The 22280-nt window shown below is 72.3% G+C and carries 23 protein-coding genes; 12 read left to right on the top strand and 11 right to left on the bottom strand.

All coding sequences use genetic code 11. The features are described from left to right. Positions 1 to 77 precede the first annotated feature (77 nt). A complete protein-coding gene (locus HD593_RS46750) occupies positions 78 to 2303 on the top strand; it encodes an MMPL family transporter (protein ID WP_185109346.1) in 2226 nt (741 codons plus the stop codon). On the opposite strand, the gene HD593_RS46745 is transcribed toward HD593_RS46750, so the two are convergent. The 4 genes from HD593_RS46745 to HD593_RS46730 all read right to left on the bottom strand — a co-directional run bounded on the left by HD593_RS46745 (position 2287) and on the right by HD593_RS46730 (position 4314). Beyond that, positions 2287 to 2622: a hypothetical protein gene (locus HD593_RS46745; RefSeq protein WP_185109345.1), complete on the bottom strand. Its 336-nt coding sequence runs from the start codon at positions 2620 to 2622 to the stop codon at positions 2287 to 2289. The two genes, HD593_RS46750 and HD593_RS46745, sit on opposite strands and share 17 nt — an antisense overlap. Before the next feature lie 51 nt (positions 2623 to 2673). Further along, positions 2674 to 2997, bottom strand: coding sequence for a hypothetical protein (locus tag HD593_RS46740; RefSeq protein WP_185109344.1), 324 nt, complete (start codon positions 2995 to 2997; stop codon positions 2674 to 2676). A gap of 193 nt (positions 2998 to 3190) precedes the next feature. Next, positions 3191 to 3823, bottom strand: coding sequence for an ArsR/SmtB family transcription factor (locus HD593_RS46735; protein WP_185109343.1), 633 nt, complete (start codon positions 3821 to 3823; stop codon positions 3191 to 3193). Then, positions 3823 to 4314 carry a cupin domain-containing protein gene (locus HD593_RS46730; RefSeq protein WP_185109342.1) on the bottom strand — a complete coding sequence of 164 codons (492 nt, stop codon included), beginning with the start codon at positions 4312 to 4314 and terminating at the stop codon, positions 3823 to 3825. The genes HD593_RS46735 and HD593_RS46730 overlap by 1 nt, the downstream gene beginning before the upstream one ends. Before the next feature lie 53 nt (positions 4315 to 4367). Between HD593_RS46730 and HD593_RS46725 the strand changes: the two genes are divergently transcribed. Continuing rightward, on the top strand, positions 4368 to 4688 hold the full coding sequence (locus HD593_RS46725; protein ID WP_185109341.1) for a hypothetical protein: 321 nt from the start codon (positions 4368 to 4370) through the stop codon (positions 4686 to 4688). A gap of 107 nt (positions 4689 to 4795) precedes the next feature. Here the strand turns inward: HD593_RS46725 and HD593_RS46720 are convergent, their stop codons facing one another. Beyond that, a complete protein-coding gene (locus tag HD593_RS46720; protein WP_221525327.1) occupies positions 4796 to 5368 on the bottom strand; it encodes a hypothetical protein in 573 nt (190 codons plus the stop codon). A gap of 18 nt (positions 5369 to 5386) precedes the next feature. On the opposite strand from HD593_RS46720, the gene HD593_RS46715 reads away from it, so the two are divergent. After that, complete coding sequence (locus HD593_RS46715; protein ID WP_185109340.1) at positions 5387 to 5827, top strand: MarR family winged helix-turn-helix transcriptional regulator; 441 nt, start codon at positions 5387 to 5389, stop codon at positions 5825 to 5827. A 129-nt stretch (positions 5828 to 5956) separates the two neighbouring features. On the opposite strand, the gene HD593_RS46710 is transcribed toward HD593_RS46715, so the two are convergent. Together HD593_RS46710 and HD593_RS46705 are read right to left on the bottom strand one after the other, a co-directional pair. Continuing rightward, positions 5957 to 6868, bottom strand: coding sequence for an LLM class flavin-dependent oxidoreductase (locus tag HD593_RS46710; protein ID WP_185109339.1), 912 nt, complete (start codon positions 6866 to 6868; stop codon positions 5957 to 5959). 93 nt (positions 6869 to 6961) lie between these two features. Continuing rightward, the gene (locus HD593_RS46705) at positions 6962 to 7876 is read right to left on the bottom strand and encodes a hypothetical protein (RefSeq protein ID WP_185109338.1); all 915 of its coding nucleotides are present in this window, start codon (positions 7874 to 7876) and stop codon (positions 6962 to 6964) included. A gap of 451 nt (positions 7877 to 8327) precedes the next feature. On the opposite strand from HD593_RS46705, the gene HD593_RS46700 reads away from it, so the two are divergent. After that, on the top strand, positions 8328 to 8663 hold the full coding sequence (locus HD593_RS46700) for a helix-turn-helix domain-containing protein (protein WP_185109337.1): 336 nt from the start codon (positions 8328 to 8330) through the stop codon (positions 8661 to 8663). Positions 8664 to 8955: 292 nt separating this feature from the next. Here the strand turns inward: HD593_RS46700 and HD593_RS46695 are convergent, their stop codons facing one another. Beyond that, on the bottom strand, positions 8956 to 10044 hold the full coding sequence (locus tag HD593_RS46695) for an alcohol dehydrogenase catalytic domain-containing protein (RefSeq protein WP_185109336.1): 1089 nt from the start codon (positions 10042 to 10044) through the stop codon (positions 8956 to 8958). A gap of 139 nt (positions 10045 to 10183) precedes the next feature. Here HD593_RS46695 and HD593_RS46690 point away from each other — a divergent pair, with 139 nt between their 5' ends. Genes HD593_RS46690 through HD593_RS46680 form a run of 3 tightly spaced genes read left to right on the top strand, consistent with a single transcriptional unit; the run spans position 10184 to position 14762 of the window. Beyond that, positions 10184 to 11431 carry an ABC transporter substrate-binding protein gene (locus HD593_RS46690; protein ID WP_185109335.1) on the top strand — a complete coding sequence of 416 codons (1248 nt, stop codon included), beginning with the start codon at positions 10184 to 10186 and terminating at the stop codon, positions 11429 to 11431. Continuing rightward, the gene (locus HD593_RS46685) at positions 11428 to 14019 is read left to right on the top strand and encodes an ABC transporter permease subunit (protein WP_185109334.1); all 2592 of its coding nucleotides are present in this window, start codon (positions 11428 to 11430) and stop codon (positions 14017 to 14019) included. Before HD593_RS46690 ends, HD593_RS46685 begins: the two co-directional genes overlap by 4 nt. 2 nt (positions 14020 to 14021) lie before the next feature. Beyond that, entirely contained in the window at positions 14022 to 14762 is a 741-nt protein-coding gene (locus HD593_RS46680) for an ABC transporter ATP-binding protein (RefSeq protein WP_185112549.1), read from the top strand. Here HD593_RS46680 and HD593_RS46675 read toward each other — a convergent pair. Next, on the bottom strand, positions 14750 to 15478 hold the full coding sequence (locus HD593_RS46675) for a dienelactone hydrolase family protein (protein WP_185109333.1): 729 nt from the start codon (positions 15476 to 15478) through the stop codon (positions 14750 to 14752). The two genes, HD593_RS46680 and HD593_RS46675, sit on opposite strands and share 13 nt — an antisense overlap. Positions 15479 to 15532: 54 nt before the next feature. Then, positions 15533 to 16390: a LysR family transcriptional regulator gene (locus HD593_RS46670; protein WP_185109332.1), complete on the bottom strand. Its 858-nt coding sequence runs from the start codon at positions 16388 to 16390 to the stop codon at positions 15533 to 15535. Positions 16391 to 16462: 72 nt separating this feature from the next. Here HD593_RS46670 and HD593_RS46665 point away from each other — a divergent pair, with 72 nt between their 5' ends. Both HD593_RS46665 and HD593_RS46660 read left to right on the top strand, forming a co-directional pair. Next, positions 16463 to 17131 carry a type 1 glutamine amidotransferase domain-containing protein gene (locus HD593_RS46665; RefSeq protein WP_185109331.1) on the top strand — a complete coding sequence of 223 codons (669 nt, stop codon included), beginning with the start codon at positions 16463 to 16465 and terminating at the stop codon, positions 17129 to 17131. Positions 17132 to 17227: 96 nt separating this feature from the next. Then, the gene (locus HD593_RS46660) at positions 17228 to 18187 is read left to right on the top strand and encodes an alpha/beta hydrolase (RefSeq protein WP_185109330.1); all 960 of its coding nucleotides are present in this window, start codon (positions 17228 to 17230) and stop codon (positions 18185 to 18187) included. Here the strand turns inward: HD593_RS46660 and HD593_RS46655 are convergent. Then, a complete protein-coding gene (locus HD593_RS46655) occupies positions 18184 to 19251 on the bottom strand; it encodes a PucR family transcriptional regulator (RefSeq protein WP_185109329.1) in 1068 nt (355 codons plus the stop codon). The two genes, HD593_RS46660 and HD593_RS46655, sit on opposite strands and share 4 nt — an antisense overlap. A gap of 55 nt (positions 19252 to 19306) precedes the next feature. On the opposite strand from HD593_RS46655, the gene HD593_RS46650 reads away from it, so the two are divergent. Genes HD593_RS46650 through HD593_RS46640 form a run of 3 tightly spaced genes read left to right on the top strand, consistent with a single transcriptional unit; the run spans position 19307 to position 22160 of the window. Beyond that, complete coding sequence (locus HD593_RS46650; RefSeq protein ID WP_185109328.1) at positions 19307 to 20401, top strand: acyl-CoA dehydrogenase family protein; 1095 nt, start codon at positions 19307 to 19309, stop codon at positions 20399 to 20401. Continuing rightward, the gene (locus HD593_RS46645) at positions 20398 to 21342 is read left to right on the top strand and encodes an acyl-CoA dehydrogenase family protein (RefSeq protein WP_185109327.1); all 945 of its coding nucleotides are present in this window, start codon (positions 20398 to 20400) and stop codon (positions 21340 to 21342) included. The genes HD593_RS46650 and HD593_RS46645 overlap by 4 nt, the downstream gene beginning before the upstream one ends. Then, positions 21339 to 22160 (top strand): TIGR03619 family F420-dependent LLM class oxidoreductase, encoded by an 822-nt coding sequence (locus HD593_RS46640; protein ID WP_185109326.1) that lies wholly within the window; start codon positions 21339 to 21341, stop codon positions 22158 to 22160. Before HD593_RS46645 ends, HD593_RS46640 begins: the two co-directional genes overlap by 4 nt. The last annotated feature ends 120 nt before the right edge of the window (positions 22161 to 22280 follow it).

The following is a 22280-nucleotide window of genomic DNA, read 5'->3' as shown; positions in this document are numbered from 1 at the left end:
GAGCCTTCCGGACAACTCCCGTTTTATCGTAAGTCCTGTACGACCGTACAGGACGGCCGTCGAGTGGGAGCTGAGCGATGACGCGGTTACTGGGACGGCTGGGCGGCTGGTGCGCGCGGCACGGTTGGATCGTGCTGGTCACCTGGGTGATCGCCGCCGCGGCCCTGATGGGCGGCAGCCTCGCCTTCCCCAGCCCCACGAACAGCGACGCCAGCATCCCCGGCACCGACGCCCAGCGCGCCCACGACCTCATGAAGGACGGCTTCGGCAGCGGCTACGCCGGCGGCGGCACGGTGCAGCTCCTCCTCTACTCCGCCGACGGCCCGCTCATCGAGGACGCGCGCAAGCAGGCCGTGGAGCGTGCCATGGACCGGCTGCGCACCATGCCGCACGTCACCAAGGTGGAGACCCCGTTCCGCGCCGGCGGCATCTCCTCCAACCTGCAGATCGGCCTCATCACCGTCCGCATGGAGGGCAACGACAGCGACAAGATCGCCCAGACCACCCAGGAGCTGTCGAAGGCCGCGGAGCCGGCCCGGGAGGCCGGGCTCGAAGTGGTGCCCGCCGACAGCTCGACCCCCGCCGACAAGGAGATCAAGACGGGGCCGAGCGAGATCATCGGCATCGTCTGCGCGCTGCTGGTGCTGGTGTTCGCGTTCGGCACGCTCGTCGCCGCGACCGTCCCCATCTTCGCCGCGCTGATCAGCGTGGCCTCGGGGCTCGGCATCATCGGGCTGCTCGGGTGGGTCGTGGACATGCCCAAGCAGGCCGGCATCATGGCCACGATGATCGGCCTCGGCGTCGGCATCGACTACGCGCTGTTCCTGCTCTCCCGCCACCGCCGCCTGCTCGCCGAGGGGGTGCCGGTGGTGGAGTCCGTACGCAGGACCGTGGCCAGCTCCGGCGGGGCTGTGGTGTTCGCTGGTGGCACCGTGATCATCGCGCTGAGCGCGCTGCTGCTGGCCGGGTTCCCGCTGCTGGCCACGCTCGGCTGGGTCACCGGCATCTCCGTCGTGGCCGCCGTGCTCACCTCGGTCACGCTCGTCCCCGCCCTGCTCGGGCTGCTCGGCCACCGCATCAACTCGCTCAAGGTCCCGCTCCTGCGCAGCGCCGGAGGCACCCACGCCGCCGGCTCCGGCTGGGCGGGACTCGGCGCGTGGGTGGCCCGCCGCCCGTGGCGGGTCCTCATCGGCAGCACCATCGTGCTCGGCGCCCTCGCCGCCCCCGCGCTGGCGCTCCAGCTCGGTCCCCTCGACGAGGGGTACGGCACCCAGGGCTCCGAGCCGCGGCGCGCGTACGAGCTGATGGCCACCGGGTTCGGCCCCGGCTTCAACGGCCCGCTCATCGTGGTCGCCGAACTGCCCGCCAAGGTGGCCGACACCGACGACCCCCTGGTGAAGGACCTCACCCGCGAGGTGGAGGACGTCGACGGCGTGAAGTTCGTGTCCGACCCCAAGCTCAACACCTCCGGCCGCTCGGTGCTCATCCAGGCCATCCCCGAGTACGCGCCCAGCGACGAACGCTCCGCCCAGGTCGTCAGGGACGTCCGGGCCATCTCCCTGCCCGGGGTGGACGTGCACGTCGGCGGCAAGGTCGCCGGCCTGACCGACGCCGGCGACCGCATGAACGAGCGCACCCCGCTCGTCATCGGCGTCGTGGTGCTGCTCAGCGCCCTGCTCCTGCTGCTGGCCTTCCGCGCGCCGGTCGTCGCGATCAAGGCGGCGGTGATGAACCTGGTGTCGCTGGGGGCGGCCTTCGGAGCGCTGGCCATGGTGTTCTCGATCGGGCTCGGCAGCGGGCTCGTGGGCATGGACCCGCCGGTCAACTCCTCGTTCGTGCAGACGATCTTCTTCTCGGTGCCCATCGAGAGCTACGTGCCGCTGATGCTGTTCGCGGTGCTGTTCGGGCTGTCGATGGACTACGAGGTGTTCCTGCTGACGGCGGTGCGGCAGTCGTACCTGAAGCACGGGGACAACGCGCGGGCGGTCGCCGAAGGGCTGGGCTCCACCGGGCGCGTCATCACCTCGGCCGCCCTGATCATGGTGGCGGTGTTCGTGGCGTTCATCGCCTATCCGGACGCCATGGTGAAGACGTTCGGGGTGGGGCTCGCCGTGGCCATCGCGGTGGACGCCACCATCATCCGCGGGTTCCTGGTGCCGGCCACGATGGTGCTGCTGGGGCGGCTCAACTGGTGGTGCCCGCGGTGGCTCGACCGGATCCTGCCCAACCTGTCGGTGGAGGGGCACGAGGAGGACGAGCCCGCGGAGGTGGAGCGCCGCGAGCCGGTCACGGCGGGGGTGTAGGGCCGAGCCGGGTGCAGTCCTGGAGGGTGACCTCCCCGGGCACGGCCGCCGTGCCGCCGCCCGTGCACCTGATCCTGAGTGGGACCAGGCGGGCGACGCCGACCGCCGCACCGGTGAAGCCGCCGTTGGTGACGGCGCCCAGCGAGGCCGCGCAGTCGCCGAACAGCACCGTGCGGCCCGGGTCGCCGCGGACGGAGTCGCAGGTGTAGGTGGGAACGAGGATCGGAGGCAGCACGCCCGAACCGGTCGCGCGGGCGGGAAGCGGGTCCGCGCCGGCCAGGGCGAGGGTGAGGGCGGCGGCGCTAACGAGGCGGATCAAGCGGGTGCCTCCATCGGTCACGGCGATGACGAGGTGCGGGCGAGGACTGCCTCAGTCGGGGTCGGCGAGGTTGCAGGCGGGGACCCAGCCGACGATGCCGGTGGTCGCGTTGGTGCCGTGGTGCCACAGCGTGCTCTCGAAGTGGTCGCAGCGGTAGAGCCCGTGCTCCTCCGACCGGTCCGACTCGAACCCCTGCCCCGCGTACCCGAGGCCGTTGCGGCCGGACCCTGCTCGGGGCTCGCTCCAGATGATCACGCCTTGCGCGCCGAAGTCGTACAGACGCCTGGCCTGCGCCTGCGTGGCCCCGGCGGGGACCAGGCCGCTCAGCGCGAGGAGCGCGAGCAGGCCGGCCGTGGTGGCTCGTGTGATGCGCACCGGGCCTCCTTCCATGAGTTCCATTGCTCACGGTAAGGGAGTGATCACTGAACGTGCCAGCAATTTTCGTCGTGCCGCGCTCTCACTCGCCCGTTTGTCTGGGCGGGCCGCTCTGCCGCCCGAGCGAGCAGCGGTGTCGCCCGGGGCGTCGTCACGTGGGCGTCGTCGCGTGGGCGTCGTCACCTGGGCGTCGTCACCTGGGCGCGGCGCGCCGCCAGCCGAGGAAGCCGCCGTCCAGCGGGCGCGCGTCGAAGCCGTGCTCGCGCAGCAGCCGCACCGCCTCGGGGGACACCACGCAGTACGGCCCGCCGCAGTACGCCACGATCCGCGCATCGGCGGGCAGCTCGCCCAGCCGGTCGCGCAGCTCCTCCATGGGCACCGAGATCGCCCCGGGCACGTGACCGGCGGCGTAGTCGGCCGCCGGTCGCACGTCCACGACGACCGTACCGGGATCCTCCAGCCGGGCGGCCAGCTCCTCGGCGGTCACCCCTTCGAAGCTGCCGAGCCGGGCCCGCACGGCGTCGCGGAGCTCGGCCAGCCGCCCGCCCGCGAACGCCTGGAACTCGCCGAGGAACCGTGACACCCCCTCGTCGGCCAGCCGGTAGTAGACCCGGGTGCCCTCCCGCCTGCTGGCCACCAGCTGTGCGGCGCGGAGCTGCTGGAGCTGGGCTGAGGTGTTCTTGAGCGGGATCCCGGCCGCCCGCGCCAGCTCCTCCACCGTGCGCTCGCGCTGGTCGAGCACGTCCAGCAGGCGCAGCCGCACCGGGCTGGCCAGCGCCTTGCCGACGCGGGCGAGCTGCGCGTAGATCGGCTCCTCCGGGAACATCAGACCATGTACTGGTCGTGCCGCAGGTAGACGTCGGTCCACTCCTCGGGGGTGAGCTGCCTGCCGCTCTCGGCGATCGCGGCCAGCTCCTCGAAGTACGACTCCCTCGGGGCGCCCGGGGTGAACAGGATGAGCATCGTGGCCGGCTCGCCCGACTCGTTGCGGAAGGCGTGCACGCCGCCCTCGGGCACGAACAGGAAGTCGCCCGGCTTGCCCTCGGCCCACTTCTCGCCGTTGAAGAGCCTGATGGTGCCGGACAGGACGTAGAACGACTCGGTCATGGTGCGGTGGAAGTGCGCACTGGGGCCGCCCGGCTTCGGGCCCATCTCCCAGCGGTACAGGCCGTAGGCGCCGTTGGTGGTGCCACCGGTGGCGAGGTAGTGGACCTGGGTGTTGGTGCCGATCGTGAGGTCCGGTGAGCGGTCGGCCAGGGCGAAGGTGCCGCTGTTCTCGCCGTGTTCGGCGAAGTAGCGGGGCTCGGGGTAGGACATGGTGGCTCCTTATCTAATATCCTAAGGAACCTTAGAATGAAGGGGAGCGGGATGTGAAGGGTGTAGGGCGGGGAAAGCGTGCTGTCGCCGCTTTATGCGCGCTCATGAGCTTGCCGGGATGCGGCACTTCCATCCGGTTGGAGGCCGACCCGGTTGCGGTGCGCGAAGCGAGCGCCGTTGGCACGGTCATGGCCCGCACCACACAAGAGTTGTTGTACGAGAACACGGTTCAAGTAATTCACGTGATGAAAGTCGATGTCGGGGAGGACAACTTCGCCGATGCCCTGAGTTCCGTGAGAAGGAAGGCGCTCAAGGACACCGTGGATGGAACCTACGCCTATCCGATGATTGAATTGATCAAAAGCAATCCCTGATGCAAGGAGCACTGGCGGCGGTCAGGTCATGCGTGGCCCCGGTCGGCGGGTCAATCGGGCGGCGCGGGAACTGCTGCGGCTCTGCGCTGTGCACCTGGGCGGGCACGTCAGGCCGGCGCTGGGATGGTCGGTGCCGCCGGGTGCCCAGGATCGTCCCGGTGGAAGATCGCCAGGAGGGCGAACCAGACCAGGATCATGATTCCGGCCGGGCGCAGGAACTCCTCGGCGAGCAGGGTGCCGACGAAGGAATAACCGGCGAGCCAGACGCCGGTGACGACGCCGACCACGCGGACCGGCCAGGAGCGGCTGACCAGGGAACTCGCCACGATCCAGACGCCGGCGAGGACGTGGCCGCCGAGCCGGACCGCCCAGGCCGTGTCGTATTCGACCGCGTTGATCATGAGGATGCCGGCGAGTACGTCGAGAACCACCCAGCCATAGCCCGCGGCTTTGGCCCAGGGTGCCGCCTCCAGGCGGGACACCAGGAAGAGGATCGAGAGGTGGAAGAAGACGCCCAGGTATTCTCCCCACGCCACGTCCGGGTCCGTGAAGAAGGCGATCACGGCAGGGAGGAACAGAACGAGCGGTAGGAGCGCCAGCAGGCGCAGGCCGGCGTAGTGCCGTCGAGCATCGAGCACAGGAGAAGTCCTTCGCATGAGCCGTATGGTCAGCTCGAACACTAGAAAGGTGGTGTTGATATGTCAACAGCTAGCCAGGGTGGGGCGACTGAGCTGTGGCTGCGATGGAAGCGCGCGCATGAGCTGGTCCGTGCCGCCGTCATCGCCGAGACCACTGCGGCGTCCGGCCTTTCCGAGGCGGAACTGAGCGTCTTGGTCTGCCTGCACGAGTCCGGCGGGAGCCTGCGGCAGAACGCCCTCGCCGCCGCCCTCGGCTGGGACCGGACGCGGCTGTCGCACCTGCTGACCCGGATGGCCGACCGCGACTACGTGGCCCGCGACAAGGTGCCGAATGGGGTGGAGGTCGCGCTGCGCCCGGAAGGCAGGAACGCGATCAATGCGACGTTGCCGACACTGGAGATGGCCACTCGCCGCCACCTGCTGGACCGGCTCGGCCCGGACGACGCCAGGACGCTCAAGGCCATCGCCGATCGCCTCCTGTCCGGCGATGCGGGCAACTGAGAGGTTCCCTTCTCTCTGGGATCAGGGCGAATGCTGACGTTGCGATCATGCTGCGACCAGTACTCCGTCGCCAGGAGAATGAGAAAGGCTCAAGGGCCTCGCTGAGGAGGGAGTGAAGCACCTCAAGGCTCAAGGGCCTTGCTGGAGCAGTGAGGGAAGCACCTCCCCGGCCAGCCGTTCGAGCTGTTCCGCCTCGTCGGACATCGTGTCCAGCAACACCAGGTCCGCGCCTGCCTCCAGCACCTCGCTCAGCCCCTGCGCGCACGCGTCGGGCGGCCCGCTGACGGCCATGTCCGCGTTGCCGTACATGCGGGACAGCGGCCCCTCGATCCGGCCGGTCGCGCCCACCGAGACGTAGACGCGCTTGGCGACCCGGAAGCTCGCCGGGTCGCGCCCGGCCCGCTCCAGCTCTGCCCTGAGCGTCCGCACCTGCCCGGCGAACGCGGCCGTCGTGGCCCCGCCCGCGCCCACGAAGCCGTCGCCGTGCCGGATCGCGCGCCTGATCGCGGCGGGCTGGTGCCCGCCCATCCAGACCGGCGGATGCGGTTTCTGGTACGCCTTCGGCTCCATGGCCGCCTCCACCTGGAAGAACCGCCCGTGGAAGGCCACCTTCGGCTCGCTCCAGCAGACCTTCATCAGCTCGATGCCCTCGGTGAAGCGCGTCACGAACCCCTCGGGGGAGACGCCGAAGGGCCCGAGCAGGTTCCGGGAGCCCAGCCCGAAGCCCACCTCCAGGCGTCCCCGGCTGAGCTGGTCGAGGGTGCTGAGGCTCTTGGCCAGGTGCAACGGGCTGTGCACGACGCTGACGAAGACCGCGCACCCGAGGCGCAGGCGCTCGGTACAGGCCGCGGCGTACGTCATGACCTCGATCGGGCCGAGCGTGGGGGCGGGGTTCAGCGTGCCCTCGCGCGTCCAGGCGCTGTGGAAGCCGAGCTCCTCGGCGCGGCGCAGGTAGGCGCGGAACGCGGCCGGGTCGAACGCGCCGTCGGAGATCTGCTGGGGGAGGGAGACGGCGAAACGGTCGGTCGTGATTTCTGTCATGCACCACGCATACCCAGCCACGGTGGCGCCGCCAGCTTCGCGCGCCCGTCCGAGGTGAATGCCGGTTGGGCTGAGGCCGACAACAGGCCCCGGTCAGGACCTGAAGAGATCGATGACGTCGTCCCCGTACGGGTCCCGCGCCTTCCCGCTGACGCGTGGCGCCTTGATGGAGGCGTTCACGTCCCAGCTGAACCGGGTGGCCACGGTCGCCGCCTGCAACGGGAACCCCTCGCCAGGCCGCCAGACCGCCTGCACCACGATGGGCTTGCCGGACATGTCGGTCGCGATCCCCCAGTGGATCGTGATCCCGCCGTACTTGGGGTTCAGCCGCCCGCCGAGCATGTGCCGGAAGGGCTTGGACACCTTGAACAGCCGGCTGAAGGTGATCGTGCCGCGGTAGCTCCAGGTCTTCTTGACGGCACGATCATCGGCATCGTGGACGGTCCCGCCCGCCTTGTTCATGGACGCGGAGGCGACCAGGGCCTTGAGCGTCCCGAGGTCGAAGGCGTCGATGATCTGGTCACCGTAGAGCGCCGCGCTGTGAGGTGCGCTGCCGAGCTTCATCCACGACTTGCCACCGTAGGCCGGCCCCGCGCCGTAGAGCACGCCACCGACACTGCGTACCCGATGCGACCCCGTCCCGACCTTGAGGAACTCGGCCGCCCGCGGGTCACCGCCCGCGGCATCGTCCCGCAGGAACTGCTGGCGGCAGTTGCCGAACGTCAGCATCCGCGTCATGTCGGCGGCGACGACTCCGCCCGGCCCCAGCCGCATCGTCCCTGTCATCCGCGGATCCTCGTCGCCTCCCTTGCAGTAGCCGCGCGGCATCTCGGCGTACCGGGGGTCGTACGGCCAGTCCGCCGCGGTGTACTGGAAGATCTTCGCCGCACGGCCCTCTGCCTGAAGGCGCTGCACGGCGGCGACCACGTCGACGGCCGCCGCGGCCTGGGCGGGCATCGGTACGGCTGCCAAGCCCAGCACGCCTGCCATCGTCAGTCTCCACTTCATGAGCGCTGATCATGTCACATGCACGCAAATCCCCCGCGCGCCGGTGATAGCCCCCCGAAGAGCGGTTTGGCCAGGGCTCGGTCCGGGCTCCAGACACGCGGCTCCCTTGCATGCCATGGCCAGTCCGCCAGGACGGCGGTCCCCGAAGATCAGGGCGTTCTCCTGGCGGAAGGCCGGTGTGCGGGAGACGCTTTCCGGCCATGGCGCCCACGTCGCCGCGGTGCCGTTCCACAGGTGATCCGGGAGCGGTACCTTGCTCAACGCGGCCGCATTAGCCGGCGCGCTCCAGCGTCTCCAGGGCACGGGCCGGCGTGTTCCTCCAGGTAAAGGATTCGCTGATCGGCGGGGACAAGTCCGGGGAATGGTCGGGCTGGTATCGACGGGCCATCCCCCGCGCCGAAGAGCTGTTCGCGAAGTACTTGGCCGAACGCGAGGCGGAGGAGAGAGACCGATGACGAACTTCCCCAAGTGGAGCGACATCCGCGCCGACATCGTGGCCACCTCCGGTGGCGAGGAGGCCGTGGCCGAGGCTCGGCGGCACAATCAGGCCTACATCGACGGCCACCGGCTGGCCGAACGGCGCAAGAGCCTGGGCCTGTCACAGACCGAGGTGGCCGACCTGATGGGAGTGACCAAGAGCCGGGTCTCCCAGATCGAACGCGGTGAGGTGTCCACCGTGGAGGCCATCGCCGGCTACGTGCAGGCTCTCGGCGGGCAGCTCCAGATCTCGGCCGTGTTCGGCGATGACCTTTACATCCTGCGCGGAACCGACACCCACGCCGCATAATTCGAACGCCATCTTCACGGCCTGATCACGCAATTCTTGGGGATATTTCCGCTGGGCGGCGCGGCTTGCCGCTTAGGGATTTTCCAATTGGATCGAGGCATTTCAAGTATGTGACCGTCATTCAAGCTCTGCGCTGTTGTATCAGGTCGCCGACGCTCTCGTAGCGCCGGGTTTACGCCTTCCATTAGCCGTCCTCGGCCTGGGCGGCCATCTCCTCGTCGAAAAGGCGGTAAATGGGCGAAGGGTGGGCGGGGTTGGAGGAACGCCCGAGCGATCAGCGAGGACCGCGCTTTCAGAAGGTGATGACGGTACGGGCCACCGTGCCCTGGCGGACGTGGTGCACGGCCTCGTTGAGCTGGTCGAGGGGAAGGCGTTCCGTGATCAGGGCGTCGAGGTCCAGGCGGCCGCGTACGTACTGGGCGGCCAGCATGGGGAGGTCGCGGCCGGGGGAGGAGTCGCCGCCCTGGGTGCCCATCAGGCGGCGGGAGGCGAACAGCAGGCCCGTGTCCAGGGTCATGGGGTGGCCCGCCGGCGGGCTGCCGACCATGACGGTGGTGCCGCCCGGCTGGGTGGAGGCGAAGGCCTGGGCCAGGACGCCGGGGGCGCCCGTGGCGTCGAAGGCGTAGTCCACGCCGCCCTTGACGAGGTCGGCGACCTGGTGGGGGAGGTCGGTGGCCAGGAGGGTGTGGGTGGCGCCGAGGCGTTCGGCCTGTTTGAGCTTCTGGTCGGCCACGTCGGCGGCGATGATCGTGGTCGCGCCCGCGAGCACCGCGCCCTGGATGACGTTGAGGCCGACGCCGCCGCAGCCCACCACGAGGACGGCGGCGCCCGGGGGGACCTGGGCGACGTTGAGGACGGCGCCGACGCCGGTGATGACGCCGCAGGCGAGGAGGCACATGGCGTCGAAGGGGAGGGATTTCGCGATTTTTACGCACATGGGTTCCGGGACCACGGCGTACTCGGCGAACGAGCCGATGCCGATGAAGCGGCGGACCTGCTCGCCGGACAGCGCGATGCGGGGGAGGCCGCCCATGATGGTGGGCAGGCGGCCGGGGTCCGAGCAGAGGTGGAAGCGGCCGGCGGTGCAGGAGCGGCAGCGGCCGCACGGGCCGTTCATGGCGATGATGACGTGGTCGCCGGGTTCGACCGCCGTGACGCCCGGGCCCGTCGACTCCACCACGCCGCTGCTCTCGTGGCCCAGGATGTAGGGCAGCTTGGCGACCACGGGGCTCTTGCCGTCGATGGCCTTGAGGTCGGAGCCGCACACGCCCGACGCCTTGATCTGCACGCGGACCTCGCCGGGCCCGGGATCGGCGATCTCGACCTCGCGGATCTCCATGGGGGCGTGGAACGCGGTGAGCACGGCGGCGCGCATCAGCATGCGACAAACGCTAGCCGGGCCCCCTGTGACAAACAAGCGGTTGCTAGGTAAATCCGATCACGCCCGTTGACGACCCTGGCGGGCGAATTTACGCTTCTGAACCAAGCGAGCGCTAGGCCAAGAATGCTGGGAGGCCGTCATGGTGCGGAGAACGTCGGCGGCGTTCGTGATCGCGGTGCTGGCCGCCGCCGGATGCGCGGCGCAGCAACAGCAGGGCGGTCAGCAGGGCCAGGGTACGGCGGCAGGCGTCACCGACACGACGATCAGGATCGGCGGCGTGCTGACCAAGACCAGCGCCAGCGGCTACTCCACCAAGGACGCCGAGATCGGCGCGAAGGCCAGGTTCGAGCGGGCCAACGCCGAGGGCGGCGTGCACGGGCGGAAGATCGAGTTCCTCGGCGCGGAGGACGACGGGCAGGACGCGGCCAAGGGCGACGCGGCGGCCAAGAAGCTGGTGCAGAAGGACCAGGTGTTCGCCCTCGTGCCGGTCCACGCCCCCAACTTCGGCGGCGCCGCGTTCCTGGAGCAGCAGGGCGTGCCGTGGTTCGGGTGGGCGACCGGGCCCCAGTGGTGCGGCACGAAGACGGGCTTCGGCTACAACGGCTGCCTGGCGCCCAAGCAGGGGGCGGGGTCGCAGACGTGGTGGGGCAGGCAGATGGCCGACCTGCTCGGCGGCTCCGACGGCAAGAGCGTCTACGTCCAGACCTCCGACTCCAGCGGCAGCAAGTACGGCGGCACCACCATCTCCCAGTCGTTCACCGCCGCCGGGTTCGAGCTGGCCGGCGTGAACTCCGGCCTGCCGGCCGCCGCCCCGCCACCCGACTGGCTGCCGTACGTGAACAAGATCATGACCTCGGACGACGGCGGCCCCCCTGACGTGGTCGTCTCCGTGATCGCCGGCACGAAGTTCAACGTCGGCCTGTACGCGGCGCTCAAGCGGGCCGGCTACCAGGGCGTGCTGACGGACGCCACCAGCTACGACGTCGCCATCCTCAAGGACCCGGCCAGCGCCCAGGCCCTGGAGGGCGTGGTCGCGGCGCCCATGTTCGAGCCGTTCGAGTCCACCGCCCCCGAGATCGCCAAGCTCAAGGCGGACGTCGAGAAGGTGGCCCCCGGCACCCAGCTCACCCAGCACCTGGCCATCGGCTACTGGGCCGCCGACATCTTCCTCGACATGCTGAACAAGACCGGCAAGGACCTGACCAGGGAGAAGTTCCTGGCCACGGGCAACGGCTCGTACCTGTACGAGAACGCCGGCTTCGGCAGGATCCAGTACCCGAAGGACCACAGCGAGCCGAACGGCTGCGGTGCCCTGGTCAAGCTGGAGGGCGGCGCCTTCCAGGTGGCCAAGAGCATGAAGTGCTTCGACAACGTGCCGCTCAAATGATCCTGGACTACGTGCTCAGCGGCCTGGTCACCGGGGCCGTCTTCGCGATCATGGGCTCGGGCCTGACGCTCTCGTACGCGGCCACGGGCGTGTTCAACTTCGCCCACGGCGCCATCGGGTTCCTGACGGCCCTGCTGTTCTACCAGCTCGGCCAGGCCGGCGTGCCCGCGTGGCTGTCGGCGCTGCTGGCGGTGGCGCTCTTCGCCCCGGCACTCGGCTACGTCCTGCACAAGGCCATGTTCAGGGGGCTCGCCCAGGCCGGGGAGACCGCGCAGATCGTGGCCACCATCGGGCTCACGATCGCGCTGCCCGCCCTCGGCCTGCTGGTCGTGGACCTGGCGGGGCTGCCCCCGGCGGACGCGACCGCGCTGCCGCGCGGCGTCGGGCCGCATCCGGCGCAGGCGTTCGACGTGCTCGGCGTGCGGCTGGACAGCGACCAGCTCATCACGTTCTGCTTCTCGGCGGTGGCGGCGGCCGGGCTGTGGGCGTTCATCCGGCACACCCCGTACGGCCTGCGCATGCGTGCCTCCGTGGACCGCCGGCGCCTGGCCACGCTGCGGGGCATCGACGTGGACGCCACCTCGGCGCTGGCCTGGATGCTCGGCTCGGGGCTGGCCGGCCTGGCCGGGGTGCTGGCCGTGTCGGTGCTCGGGCTGGACGCGACCGCGTACACGGTGCTGCTGTTCGCCTCGGCGACGGCGGCGGTGTTCGGGCGGCTGCGCTCGATCCCCTGGACGTTCGCGGCGGGCCTCGCGCTCGGCGTCGTGCAGAACCTGGTCGCCGGCTACACCGACTTCCTCGAAGAGGTGACGGGGCTGCGCACGGCGGTGCCGGTGATCCTGCTGTTCGCGGGGCTGGTATTGCTGAACAGGTCGCGGGAGCGGGTGGCGGGCAGCGCGGCCGAGGACGTGCCGCCGCCCGATCACCTGGCCGGGCTGCCGCCGTGGCGGCGCAGGCTGCCGTGGGCCCTCGGGGTGGCGGCGCTGGTGGTGTTCGCGTTCGCCGGGTCCGAGTACTACGTCGGCGTCGCGGCCCATGGGCTGGTGCTGGCGCTGATCTTCTGCTCGTTCGTGGTGGTGACCGGGATCGGCGGCATGGTGAACCTGGCCCAGGCCGCCTTCGCCGCGATGGCCGCGCTGACCTGCGGGTGGGCGTTCGCGTCCGGGCTGCCGTTCTTCGTGGCGATCGTGCTGGGCGTGCTGGCCGCCGCGGCCGTGGGCATGCTGGTGGCGCTGCCCGCGCTGCGGCTGGGCGGGCGGGTGCTGACGCTGGCCACGCTAGCCCTGGCGCTGCTCGCCGACCAGGTGCTGTTCCAGGTGGACGCGTTCAGCAACGGGACCATCGGGTGGGCGATCCCCGCGCTGGGGTTCGGGTTCGCCGACACCTCCGACGCGCGGGTGCGGGTGGTGGTGCTGCTCCTGCTGATCGGGGCGGTGGCGCTGCTCGTACGGAACCTGGAGCGGTCGGCCTCGGGACGGGCGATCCTGGCCGTACGGTCGGCACCGGCGGCGGCCACGACCTCGGGGCTGTCGGCGCCGCGCACGAAGATCACGCTGTTCGTGCTCGCGTCGGCCGTCGCCGGGCTCGGCGGGGTGCTGTTCGCGATCTCCAAGGGGTCGATCACGGCGACCGATCTGCCGGCGTTCTCCGGGTTCGTGTGGCTGGCCATCGTGGTGCTGCAGGGGGTGCGGCGCATCGGCGGGGCCGTGCTGGGCGGGCTCATCGCGGTCGCCGTGCCCGAGCTGCTGGCCACCTGGGACGTGTCCGCGCACGTCGGCGCCATCCTGTTCGGGCTCGGCGGCATGATCCTGGCCAAGCATCCCGACGGGGTGCTCACCCAGCTCGCCGAGCTGCGGCGGCGCCGCGAGCAGCCGCCCGAGCAGGAGACGCCGGTGGGCACGCGCGAGCCGGCGCTGTTCGCCATGGAGGGGGTCGTCGCCGGGTACGCCGACGTGACCGTGCTGCGCGGCGTGGACCTGCACGTCAACCCCGGCGAGGTCGTCGCGCTGCTCGGCGCGAACGGCGCGGGCAAGTCCACCACGTGCGCGGCGGCGGCCGGGGACCTGCCGGTGACCGGCGGCCGGATCCTGCTGGACGGCGAGGACGTCACCGCCTGGCCCGCCCACCGCAGGGCCCACGCCGGCATCCTGCTCGCCCCGGAGGGCAGGGGCGTCTTCCCCGGCCTCACCGTGGAGGAGAACCTGCGGACCTGGCTGCCGGACCCCCAGCCCGTCTACGAGCGGCTGCCGCACCTCGCCGAGCGCCGTACCGTGCTCGCCGGCGCCCTGTCCGGCGGCGAGCAGCAGCTCCTCACGCTCGCCCCCGCGCTGGTGCGCCCGCCGCGCGTGCTGATCGCCGACGAGCCGTCGCTCGGGCTGGCCCCGATGGTCGTGCGGCAGATCTTCGACGTCTTCGCCGAGCTGCGCGAGCGCGGGGTCGCGCTGCTGCTCGTCGAGGAGAAGGCCACCGAGGCGCTGGCGATCGCCGACCGGGTGGCGTTCATGCGGCTGGGCCGGGTCACCTGGTGCGGCCCGCGGGCCGAGGTCGACAGCGAGCGGCTGACCGCCGCCTACCTGGGAGTGCGGTGACCATGCTGGCCGTGGACGGCGTGTCGGTGGCGTTCGGCGGGGTCAGGGCGCTGGACGGGGTGACGTTCGAGGTCGGGCGCGGCCTCGTGTGCGGGGTGATCGGGCCGAACGGCGCCGGCAAGACCACACTGTTCGACGTGGTGTCGGGGCTGCGCAGGCCGGACGAGGGCCGGGTCCGCCTCGACGGCCGGGACGTGACGGGGATGCCGGCGGTCAGGCGGGCCAGGGCGGGGCTGCGCCGCACGTTCCAGCGCACCCAGGTCTTCGGCCGGCTCACCGTGGCCGCGAACGTGCTGGCCGCGCTCGACTGGCACGGCGGCGGAGGCGGGCTCGCCGCCGACCTGGTCGGCTGGCCGGCCCGGCGGCGGCTGGAGCGCGAGCGGCAGGAGCGGGTGGCCGAGGTGCTGGAGCTGTGCGGGCTCGCCGAGCTGCGCGACGCGTACGCCGCCGCGCTCCCCGTCGGCCGGCGGCGGCTCGTCGAGCTGGCCAGGGCCGTGGCCGACCGGCCCCGCGTGCTGCTGCTCGACGAGCCCACCTCGGGGCTCGACGCCGGGCAGACCGCCCGCCTGGGCGAGGTGGTCAGGGCGCTGGACACCACCGTGCTGCTGGTCGAGCACGACATGGGGTTCGTGATGGACACCTGCGACCGGATCGTCGTGCTGGACCTCGGCAAGGTCATCGCCACCGGCACGCCCGCCGAGATCCGGGAGGATCCGGTCGTCAGGGCCGCCTACCTGGGCTGAGCGTGCCGCTCGGTGAACGACAGGATGCGGCGCCAGGAGTCCTGGCAGGCGTCCGCCCAATCGGCGTAGCTCCGGTCGAAGAACGAGTGCGGCGCGCCCTCGTAGACGTGCTTCTCGTGTTCGGTGCCCACCCGGTCGAGCGCGGCCTCGTACGAGGCGAACTGCTCGGGCGTGGACGCCGTGTCGGCCCCGCCCAGCAGCAGGAGCAGCGGCGCGCCCGGCCCCGAATCCGGCTCGTCGATGAAGCGCAGCGCGCCGTAGAAGCCGATGCCGCCCGACAGGCCGTTGCCTCCGGCGGCCAGCCACCAGGACAGGGCGCCGCCCATGCAGAAGCCCGTCGTGAACACCGGGCCGCCGAGCGCCTCGGCCGCCGCCCGCGCGTCGGCCCGCACGCCCTCCAGGGTGAGCTGCTTGACGTGCGTCATGTAGTCGAAGTCGTCGCCGCGCTCGCCCAGGCCGGCGGTGCGGCCGAAGTAGTCGATCGCGATCGTACGGAACCCGGCCTCGGCGAAGCGCTGGGCCAGGTCACGGTAGAAGGGGTGCAGCCCGCGCACGTCAGGCAGGACGACCATGCTGCGGCCGTTCGGCTCGGCCGGCTCGGCCCGGTAGGCGAGGAGGCGGTTGCCGTCGGCGGCGGTCAGCTCGATCTGCTCGTGTGAGGCCACCTCGCCCTGAACGGGCGGTGCGGGCGGCCTGCTGTCGGTGGAATGGCACATGACCATCAGCCTGCCCCCATGCGCTCCCGGCTATCCGCCGGCCCCCCTGGGAGGCTAGAACGACCGCGCTGCGCGCAGCTCGCGTACCAGGTGCTCGCGTACGCGGGCCACGGCGGGCCTGGCCTGCGCGCCGGAGCGGACCGCGAGGTAGCCGGTGTTGATCGGCGCCTCCTCGGGCTCGGCCAGCGTCACGAGCGTGCCCGCCGCCAGGTCGCGCCGGCACAGGTACGCGGGCAGCACCGACACGCCCATCCCCGCGCGGACCGCGCTCAGCACGCCACGCAGGTCCGGCATGACGACCTGGGCGGCCATCGACGGGCGGCGGCCGTACACGGTCCGCCAGTAGCGGCGCACGATGGGCAGGTCCTCGGCGTAGGCGACCAGCGGCTCCGGTGACGGCCCCGCGCCGGGGGCGGCGACCAGCAGGAACTCCTCGTCGTACACCGGGTCGGCCTGCACGCCGCGCAGCCGGGGCCTGATCGTGGACAGCACGAGGTCCAGCCGCCCGGCGGCCAGGTCGTTCAGGAGGTCGTCGGACAGCCCCAGCGTGACGCGCAGCCGCAGCCCGTCCCGGACGAGCGGGGCCAGCATGGGCATGACCACCTCGCTCAGGAACTCGGCGGGCCCGCCCAGGTGCACGGCCTCGCCGGACGGCAGCTCCGAGGCCACCACCTCGTCCAGCGCGTCGAGCCCCGGCGCGACCCGGCGGGCCAGCTCGTCGGCGGCGGGCGTGGGCGCCACCCCGCGCGGCAGCCGGTCGAACAGCGGCCGGTCCAGCGTCGCCTCCAGCGTCTTGACCTGCGCGGTCACGGCGGGCTGCGACAGGCCGAGCGTCTGGGCGGCGGCGGTGATGGAGCCGGTCCTGTGGACGGCGAGGAAGGTACGCAGCAGATCCAGCGAGAGTGGCGACATATCACTATTCTGATGGCACAGGGCATATTTCGTTATTTGTTGCTGATGGCTCGCCGGAGGCATCCTTAACGCATGACCAAGCGCGTACTGATAGCTCTGACCAGCCATGACGACCTCGGAGGCGTGGAGCGGACCGGGTACTACGTGCCCGAGGCCGCCCACCCGTGGGAGATCTTCCACAAGGCCGGCTTCGACGTGGACGTCGCCAGCGTGCGGGGCGGCGAGCCGCCCCAGGACGGCTACGACCCCGCGGACCCCGCCCAGGCCGCCTTCGTCGCCTCGCCCGAGCAGCGCGACACCGCCCGGCTGGCCGACGTGGACGCCTCCCGCTACGACGCCGTGCTCTACGCCGGCGGCCACGGCACCATGTGGGACTTCCCCGACGACCCCGACGTGATCAGGATCGGGCGCGAGGTGTACGAGCGGGGCGGCGTCGTGGCGGCCGTCTGCCATGGCCCGTCGGCGCTGGTGAACCTGACGTTGTCCGACGGGTCGTACCTGGTGGCGGGCAAGCGGGTGGCGGCGTTCACCAACGCGGAGGAGGAGCTGCGCGGGGTGGCGGGCGTGGTGCCGTTCCTGCTGGCGGACGCCCTGGTCGCGCGCGGTGCCGAGCACGTGCCCGGCGGGAACTGGCAGGCTCAGGTCGTGGTGGACGGCCGCCTGGCCACCGGGCAGAACCCGGCCAGCGCCGCGCCCCTGGCCGAGCAGGTCGTCGAGCTGCTCGCCGAACGGCGGGCCTGAGGCGGGCAATGGCCGCCGGATGGCGGTTGTGCGCCGGGGGTACGGGCTCCGACCATCAAGGGGTAGCCCCACCGTCCCGTGGAAGGGAACCCCCTCATGGCCCACCCCAATCTCGATCCGGAGCTGCGCGCCGGGATCGACCAGTCCCCGATGCAGCCCGGCGACCTGTCCGCCCTCTTCGCTGACCTGCCCGGCGCGCGGGCACAGATCAACGCCATGCTGGCCGCCGCGCCCGCGCCGGACACCCGGATCTCGATCGAGAACCGCACGGTCCCGGGGCCCGAGGGGGCGCCCGACGTCCGGGTGCGGATCTACCGGCCGGAGGAGCCCGGCGAGAGCCGGCCGGCGCTCTACTGGATCCACGGCGGCGGCATGATCATGGGCCTGCCCGAAGGTGACGACGGGCCGATGATCGAGTACGTCGAGCGGCTCGGCGTGGTCGTCGTCTCCGTGGACTACCGCCTCGCGCCCGAGCACCCGCACCCGGCCCCCGTCGAGGACTGCTACGCCGGCCTGGTCTGGACCGCCAAGAACGCCGCCGAGCTGGGCATCGACGTGAGCAGGCTGGCCGTGGGCGGGGCCAGCGCGGGCGGCGGGCTGGCCGCCGCGACCGTGCTGCTGGCCAGGGACAGGGGCGGGCCCGAGGTGGCCTTCCAGCTCCTGGTCTGCCCGATGCTCGACGACCGCAACACCACGCCGTCCAGCCACGAGTTCACCGAGGCCGTGGTGTGGGACAGGCAGGCCAACCTCTTCGGCTGGACGGCGCTGCTCGGCGACCGGATCGGCACGGACGACGTGCCGGCGTACGCGGCTCCGGCCCGGGCCACCGACCTGTCGGGGCTGCCGCCGGCGTTCGTGGACGTGGGGGAGCTGGAGGTGTTCAGGGACGAGTGTGCCGACTACGCGTTGCGGCTGGCGCAGGCCGGGGTGTCGACCGAGTTCCACCTGTATCCGGGGGCCTTCCACGGGTTCGACATGATGGTGCCCGGTGCGGCGCTGAGCGTCAGGGCACGGCAGGCCCGTGAGGCGGCGCTCAAGCGGGCGTTCGGGCTCTAACCCGCGCGCTGGTTCGCCACCAGCCGGACGAGGGCCAGGGCCAGGTGGGCGCGCATACGGCCCGGCTGGTCGCCCAGCGAGAAGCCCAGCGCGGACTCCACGCGGGCGATGCGGGCGGCCAGCGAGCTGTGGTGCAGGTGGATCGCCTGGGCCGCGCCGCGGATCGAGCCGGCCAGGCACAGGGCCCGCACCGCGAGCAGCGACTCCTCGCCCAGCCGGGACATCGCCCGCACGTCGGGCAGGCCCGCGATCGCCTGCTCGGGCAGGTCGGCGAACAGGGCCAGCGCGCCCAGGTCCGACCAGCGCACCACCCGGTCGTGCGGGCCGGTGAACCGCAGCGCGGTGCGGGCGCCGGCCCACGACTCGGCCGCCCGCGCGCCGGGCACCTCGGGCCCGATGCCGACCCTGGACGCGCCGGGCGGCTCGGGGCCGGAGCCGGCCGCGGGCGTGCCGGGCGGCCGGGCGGCCGGGGTGGTGCTGACCAGGACGGCCTCCGCGTCGCCGATCGTGGCGGCGCGCACGTGGTGACCCATCGCCCGTAACCCCGCGACCGGCCCCTGATCGGGCAGCGCGACGGCCAGGGCCTGCAGCGGGGCGGCCGGGTCGAAGCCGAGCAGGCGCAGGGCGCGGGCCCGCTCGGTCTCCCCGGCCTCGGCCGACAGGGCCAGCTCGACCAGGGCCGGGTCCTTCGCCGTGTGTGCGAGGGCGGCGGCGCGTTCGAGGGTGACCTCGGCCGCGGCCGCGTACCGTTCGAGCACGATCTCGTCGAGCCCGTGCGCGGGCCCTTCGCGTTCCATCCAGACGGCGCCGAGGCCGGAGCTCAGCTCGCGTGCGGAGGCCGGGACGGCAGGCGTGTCGGACGAGCCGTCGGCGCGCACCCGGGTGCGCCGGCCGGTGGCGGCGTCGAACAGGCCGACCGGGCACTGCGTGAGCCGGGCGGTGGCCGTGAGCAGCACGGGCACGCTCACGTGATCGCGCACCAGCGAGTCGAAGTAGGCGATGACCCGCACCGCGCTCTCCGCGTCGGCGTCGAGCGTGGAGAGCCGCAGCAGCAGTCCCTGCACGACACCAAGACTACTGGCCTGGCCGCGATACCAAGCGTGCGCTAGGTTGGTAGATGTGGATCTCGACTTCTCCCCGGCCGAGCGGGCCTTCCGGCTTGAGGTTCGCGACTGGCTGGCCAGGCACAGGCCGCCGCCGCTCCCGTCCATGGACACCGCCGAGGGCTTCGCGGCGCACCGCGCCTGGGAGGCGGAGCTGGCGGCCGCGCGGCTGTCCGCCGTCTCCTGGCCCGAGGAGTACGGCGGGCGTGGCGCCTCCCTCATCGACTGGCTGATCTTCGAGGAGGAGTACTGGGCCGCCGGCTGCCCCGCCCGCGTCACCCAGAACGGCATCTTCCTGCTCGCCCCCTCCCTCATGCGGTACGGCACCCCCGAGCAGCGCGAACGCCACCTGCCCAGGATGGCCGGCGGCGACGACGTGTGGGCACAGGCCTGGTCCGAGCCCGAGGCGGGCAGCGACCTGGCCGCCCTGACCTCCCGCGCCGAGCCCTGCCCCGGCGGCTGGCGGCTGTACGGGCACAAGACGTGGAGCTCCCGGGCCGCCTTCGCCACGCACGGCTTCGGCCTCTTCCGCACCTCCGGGGCCCGGCACAAGGGGCTGACGTACTTCATGTTCCCCATGGCCGGCGTGGCCGTCCGCCCGATCGCGCAGCTCGACGGGCTGCCCGGCTTCGCCGAGCTGCGCTTCGACGGCGTGTTCACGCCGGACTCGATGGTGCTCGGCGAGGTGGGCGAGGGCTGGCGGATCGCGATGGCCACCACCTCCTCCGAGCGCGGCCTGACCCTGCGCAGCCCCGGCCGCTTCCTGGCCACCGCCGACCGGCTCGCCGAGCTGGCCCGCGACGCCGACCCCGCGCTCGCCGACCGGGCCGCCAGGTGCCGGATCGAGGCGGAGGCGTACCAGCTGCACACGTTCGGGACGGCGCGGCGGCTCATGGCGGGCGAGGAGCTCGGGCCCGCCGCCAGCATGGGGAAGATCTTCTGGTCCGAGCTCGACCTCCGCATGCACGCGCTGGCCCTGGACCTGCTGGGGGACCGCGCTGAGAGCTGGGTGGACGGGTTCCTGTTCTCGCTGGCCGGGCCCATCTACGCGGGCACGAACGAGATCCAGCGCAACATCGTCGCCGAGCGCGTCCTGGGGTTGCCGCGATGAACTTCGGCTTCAACGACGATCAGCTCGCCCTGGCGGCGACCGTGCGGGACGTGCTGCGTACGCACTGCCCGCCCGGCTCGCTCCGGTCGGAGCGGCGGCCCGCCTGGGAACAGCTCGCCGGGCTGGGCTTCTTCGGGCTGCTGCTGCCCGAGGCGGCCGACGGGCTGGGGCTCGCGCTGGTGGACGTGCTGCCCGCGCTGGAGGAGACCGGGCGCGCGTGCCTGCCCGGGCCGGTCGTCGAGACCGCGGTGGTGGCGCCGTACCTGCTGGCCGACGTGCCCAAGCTGGCCTCCGGCGCGGTGTGCGTCGGCGTGCTGCCGCCGGGGCAGGCGTACGCGGCCGACGCCGACCTGGCCGACCTGCTGATCGTGGTGCGGGACGGCGGCGCGCGGGTGATCCCCCGCCGGGACGTACGGCTCGCGCCCCGGCGCGGCGTGGACCCGTGCCGGCCGCTGTTCGAGGTGACCTTCTCGCGGTCCGAGCCGCTGCCCGTCCCCGTGGGGCCTGCCCTGGCGCGGGCCACGGTGGCCACCGCCGCACAGCTCGTCGGCCTCGCCAGGGAGCTGCTCTCGGTCACCGTCGGCTACGCCCGCGTGCGCACCCAGTTCGGCGCGCCGATCGGCTCCTTCCAGGCGGTCAAGCACCAGCTCGCCGACGTGGCCGTGGCGGTGGAGTTCGCGGCGCCGCTGGTGTACCGGGCGGCCCTGACCGTGGAGTCGGACAGCGGCGACCGGGACGCCAGCGCCGCCAAGGCAGCCGCCGGCGAGGTCGCCACGCTGGCCGCCAGGGTCGCGCTGCAGATCCACGGCGCCATCGGCTACACCGAGGAGCTGGACCTGCGGTTCTGGCTCGCCCGGGCCTGGTCGCTGTCCGCCGCGTACGGCACCACCGCCGCCCACCGCGAACGCCTGCGGACCGCGATCACCGGGAGGCGCCCGTGAAGTTCGGCGTTCCCCTCGGCCTGGTGCATCCCGCCGCCTGGAAGGACGTGGCGGTGGCGGCCGACGAGCTGGGCTTCGAGTCGGTGTGGCTGCCCGAGCACCTGGTCTTCGCCACCGACCTGTCCCTGGCCGTCTACCCGGGCACGTCGGACCCGGGGATCAAGCCGGGGACACCGCTGTTCGACGCGCCCGCGTACCTGTGCTGGCTGGCCGCCCTCACCACCCGCGTCCGGCTCGGCACGGCCGTGCAGCTCCTCGCGCTGCGCCACCCGTTCGTCTCGGCCCGCGCGTTCGCCACCCTCGACGTGGTCTCGTCGGGGCGGGCCATCTGCGGGGTCGGCGCGGGCTGGTACCGGGGGGAGTGGGAGGCGGCCGGAGTGCCGTTCGCGACCAGGGGCGCCCGGCTGGACGAGACGATCGAGGTGGTCCGGCGGCTCTGGAGCGAGCCACTGGTCGCCCATTCCGGGCGGTTCTACGCCTTCCCCGAGGTCGCCTTCGAGCCCAAACCGGTGCAGCGGCGGCTGCCCGTGCTCGCGGGCGGCGAGTCGGCCGCGGCGCTGCGCCGGGCGGCCACGTTGTGCGACGGGTGGATCAGCATGCCGCACACGATCGAGTCGATCAAACCACAGCTCGCCAGGCTCGGGGCCGGGGTGGCGGTGACCGCGCACGCGTACGGGCTGGCCTCGCCCGCCGAGGTGGACGACTGGGCGGCGCTCGGGGTGGAGCGGCTGATCGTCCGGCCGTGGACGCGCAGCAGGGACGCGGTGTCCCGGCTGGCGGCCTTCGCCGAGGAGTACGGCGTCGGAAGCACGCCGTAGACGTACGCCTGCCGGCACGCGTGTGTCACGCCGGCCGCCGGGATTCGGAACTCAGGCATGGACGCCAGCGCATGAGTGCGTCACTGTGAGTGGAAGGCCCTATCACTCTAGGCGACGGAG

Source organism: Nonomuraea rubra (assembly GCF_014207985.1).
Lineage (GTDB): Bacteria > Actinomycetota > Actinomycetes > Streptosporangiales > Streptosporangiaceae > Nonomuraea > Nonomuraea rubra.
The sequence above is the reverse complement of the archived record's forward strand: the minus strand, read 5'-3'. Positions and strand labels throughout refer to the sequence as shown.

What these genes read in the sequence shown, in the direction of transcription:
- HD593_RS46750 (WP_185109346.1), top strand. Translation starts at nt 78, where the DNA reads ATGACGCGGTTACTGGGACGGCTGGGCGGCTGGTGCGCGCGGCACGGT.
- HD593_RS46735 (WP_185109343.1), bottom strand. Translation starts at nt 3,823, where the DNA reads ATGTTCCCGGAGGAGCCGATCTACGCGCAGCTCGCCCGCGTCGGCAAG.
- HD593_RS46730 (WP_185109342.1), bottom strand. Translation starts at nt 4,314, where the DNA reads ATGTCCTACCCCGAGCCCCGCTACTTCGCCGAACACGGCGAGAACAGC.
- HD593_RS46715 (WP_185109340.1), top strand. Translation starts at nt 5,387, where the DNA reads ATGTCAACAGCTAGCCAGGGTGGGGCGACTGAGCTGTGGCTGCGATGG.
- HD593_RS46710 (WP_185109339.1), bottom strand. Translation starts at nt 6,868, where the DNA reads ATGACAGAAATCACGACCGACCGTTTCGCCGTCTCCCTCCCCCAGCAG.
- HD593_RS46705 (WP_185109338.1), bottom strand. Translation starts at nt 7,876, where the DNA reads ATGAAGTGGAGACTGACGATGGCAGGCGTGCTGGGCTTGGCAGCCGTA.
- HD593_RS46700 (WP_185109337.1), top strand. Translation starts at nt 8,328, where the DNA reads ATGACGAACTTCCCCAAGTGGAGCGACATCCGCGCCGACATCGTGGCC.
- HD593_RS46695 (WP_185109336.1), bottom strand. Translation starts at nt 10,044, where the DNA reads ATGCTGATGCGCGCCGCCGTGCTCACCGCGTTCCACGCCCCCATGGAG.
- HD593_RS46690 (WP_185109335.1), top strand. Translation starts at nt 10,184, where the DNA reads ATGGTGCGGAGAACGTCGGCGGCGTTCGTGATCGCGGTGCTGGCCGCC.
- HD593_RS46685 (WP_185109334.1), top strand. Translation starts at nt 11,428, where the DNA reads ATGATCCTGGACTACGTGCTCAGCGGCCTGGTCACCGGGGCCGTCTTC.
- HD593_RS46680 (WP_185112549.1), top strand. Translation starts at nt 14,022, where the DNA reads ATGCTGGCCGTGGACGGCGTGTCGGTGGCGTTCGGCGGGGTCAGGGCG.
- HD593_RS46675 (WP_185109333.1), bottom strand. Translation starts at nt 15,478, where the DNA reads ATGTGCCATTCCACCGACAGCAGGCCGCCCGCACCGCCCGTTCAGGGC.
- HD593_RS46670 (WP_185109332.1), bottom strand. Translation starts at nt 16,390, where the DNA reads ATGTCGCCACTCTCGCTGGATCTGCTGCGTACCTTCCTCGCCGTCCAC.
- HD593_RS46665 (WP_185109331.1), top strand. Translation starts at nt 16,463, where the DNA reads ATGACCAAGCGCGTACTGATAGCTCTGACCAGCCATGACGACCTCGGA.
- HD593_RS46660 (WP_185109330.1), top strand. Translation starts at nt 17,228, where the DNA reads ATGGCCCACCCCAATCTCGATCCGGAGCTGCGCGCCGGGATCGACCAG.
- HD593_RS46645 (WP_185109327.1), top strand. Translation starts at nt 20,398, where the DNA reads ATGAACTTCGGCTTCAACGACGATCAGCTCGCCCTGGCGGCGACCGTG.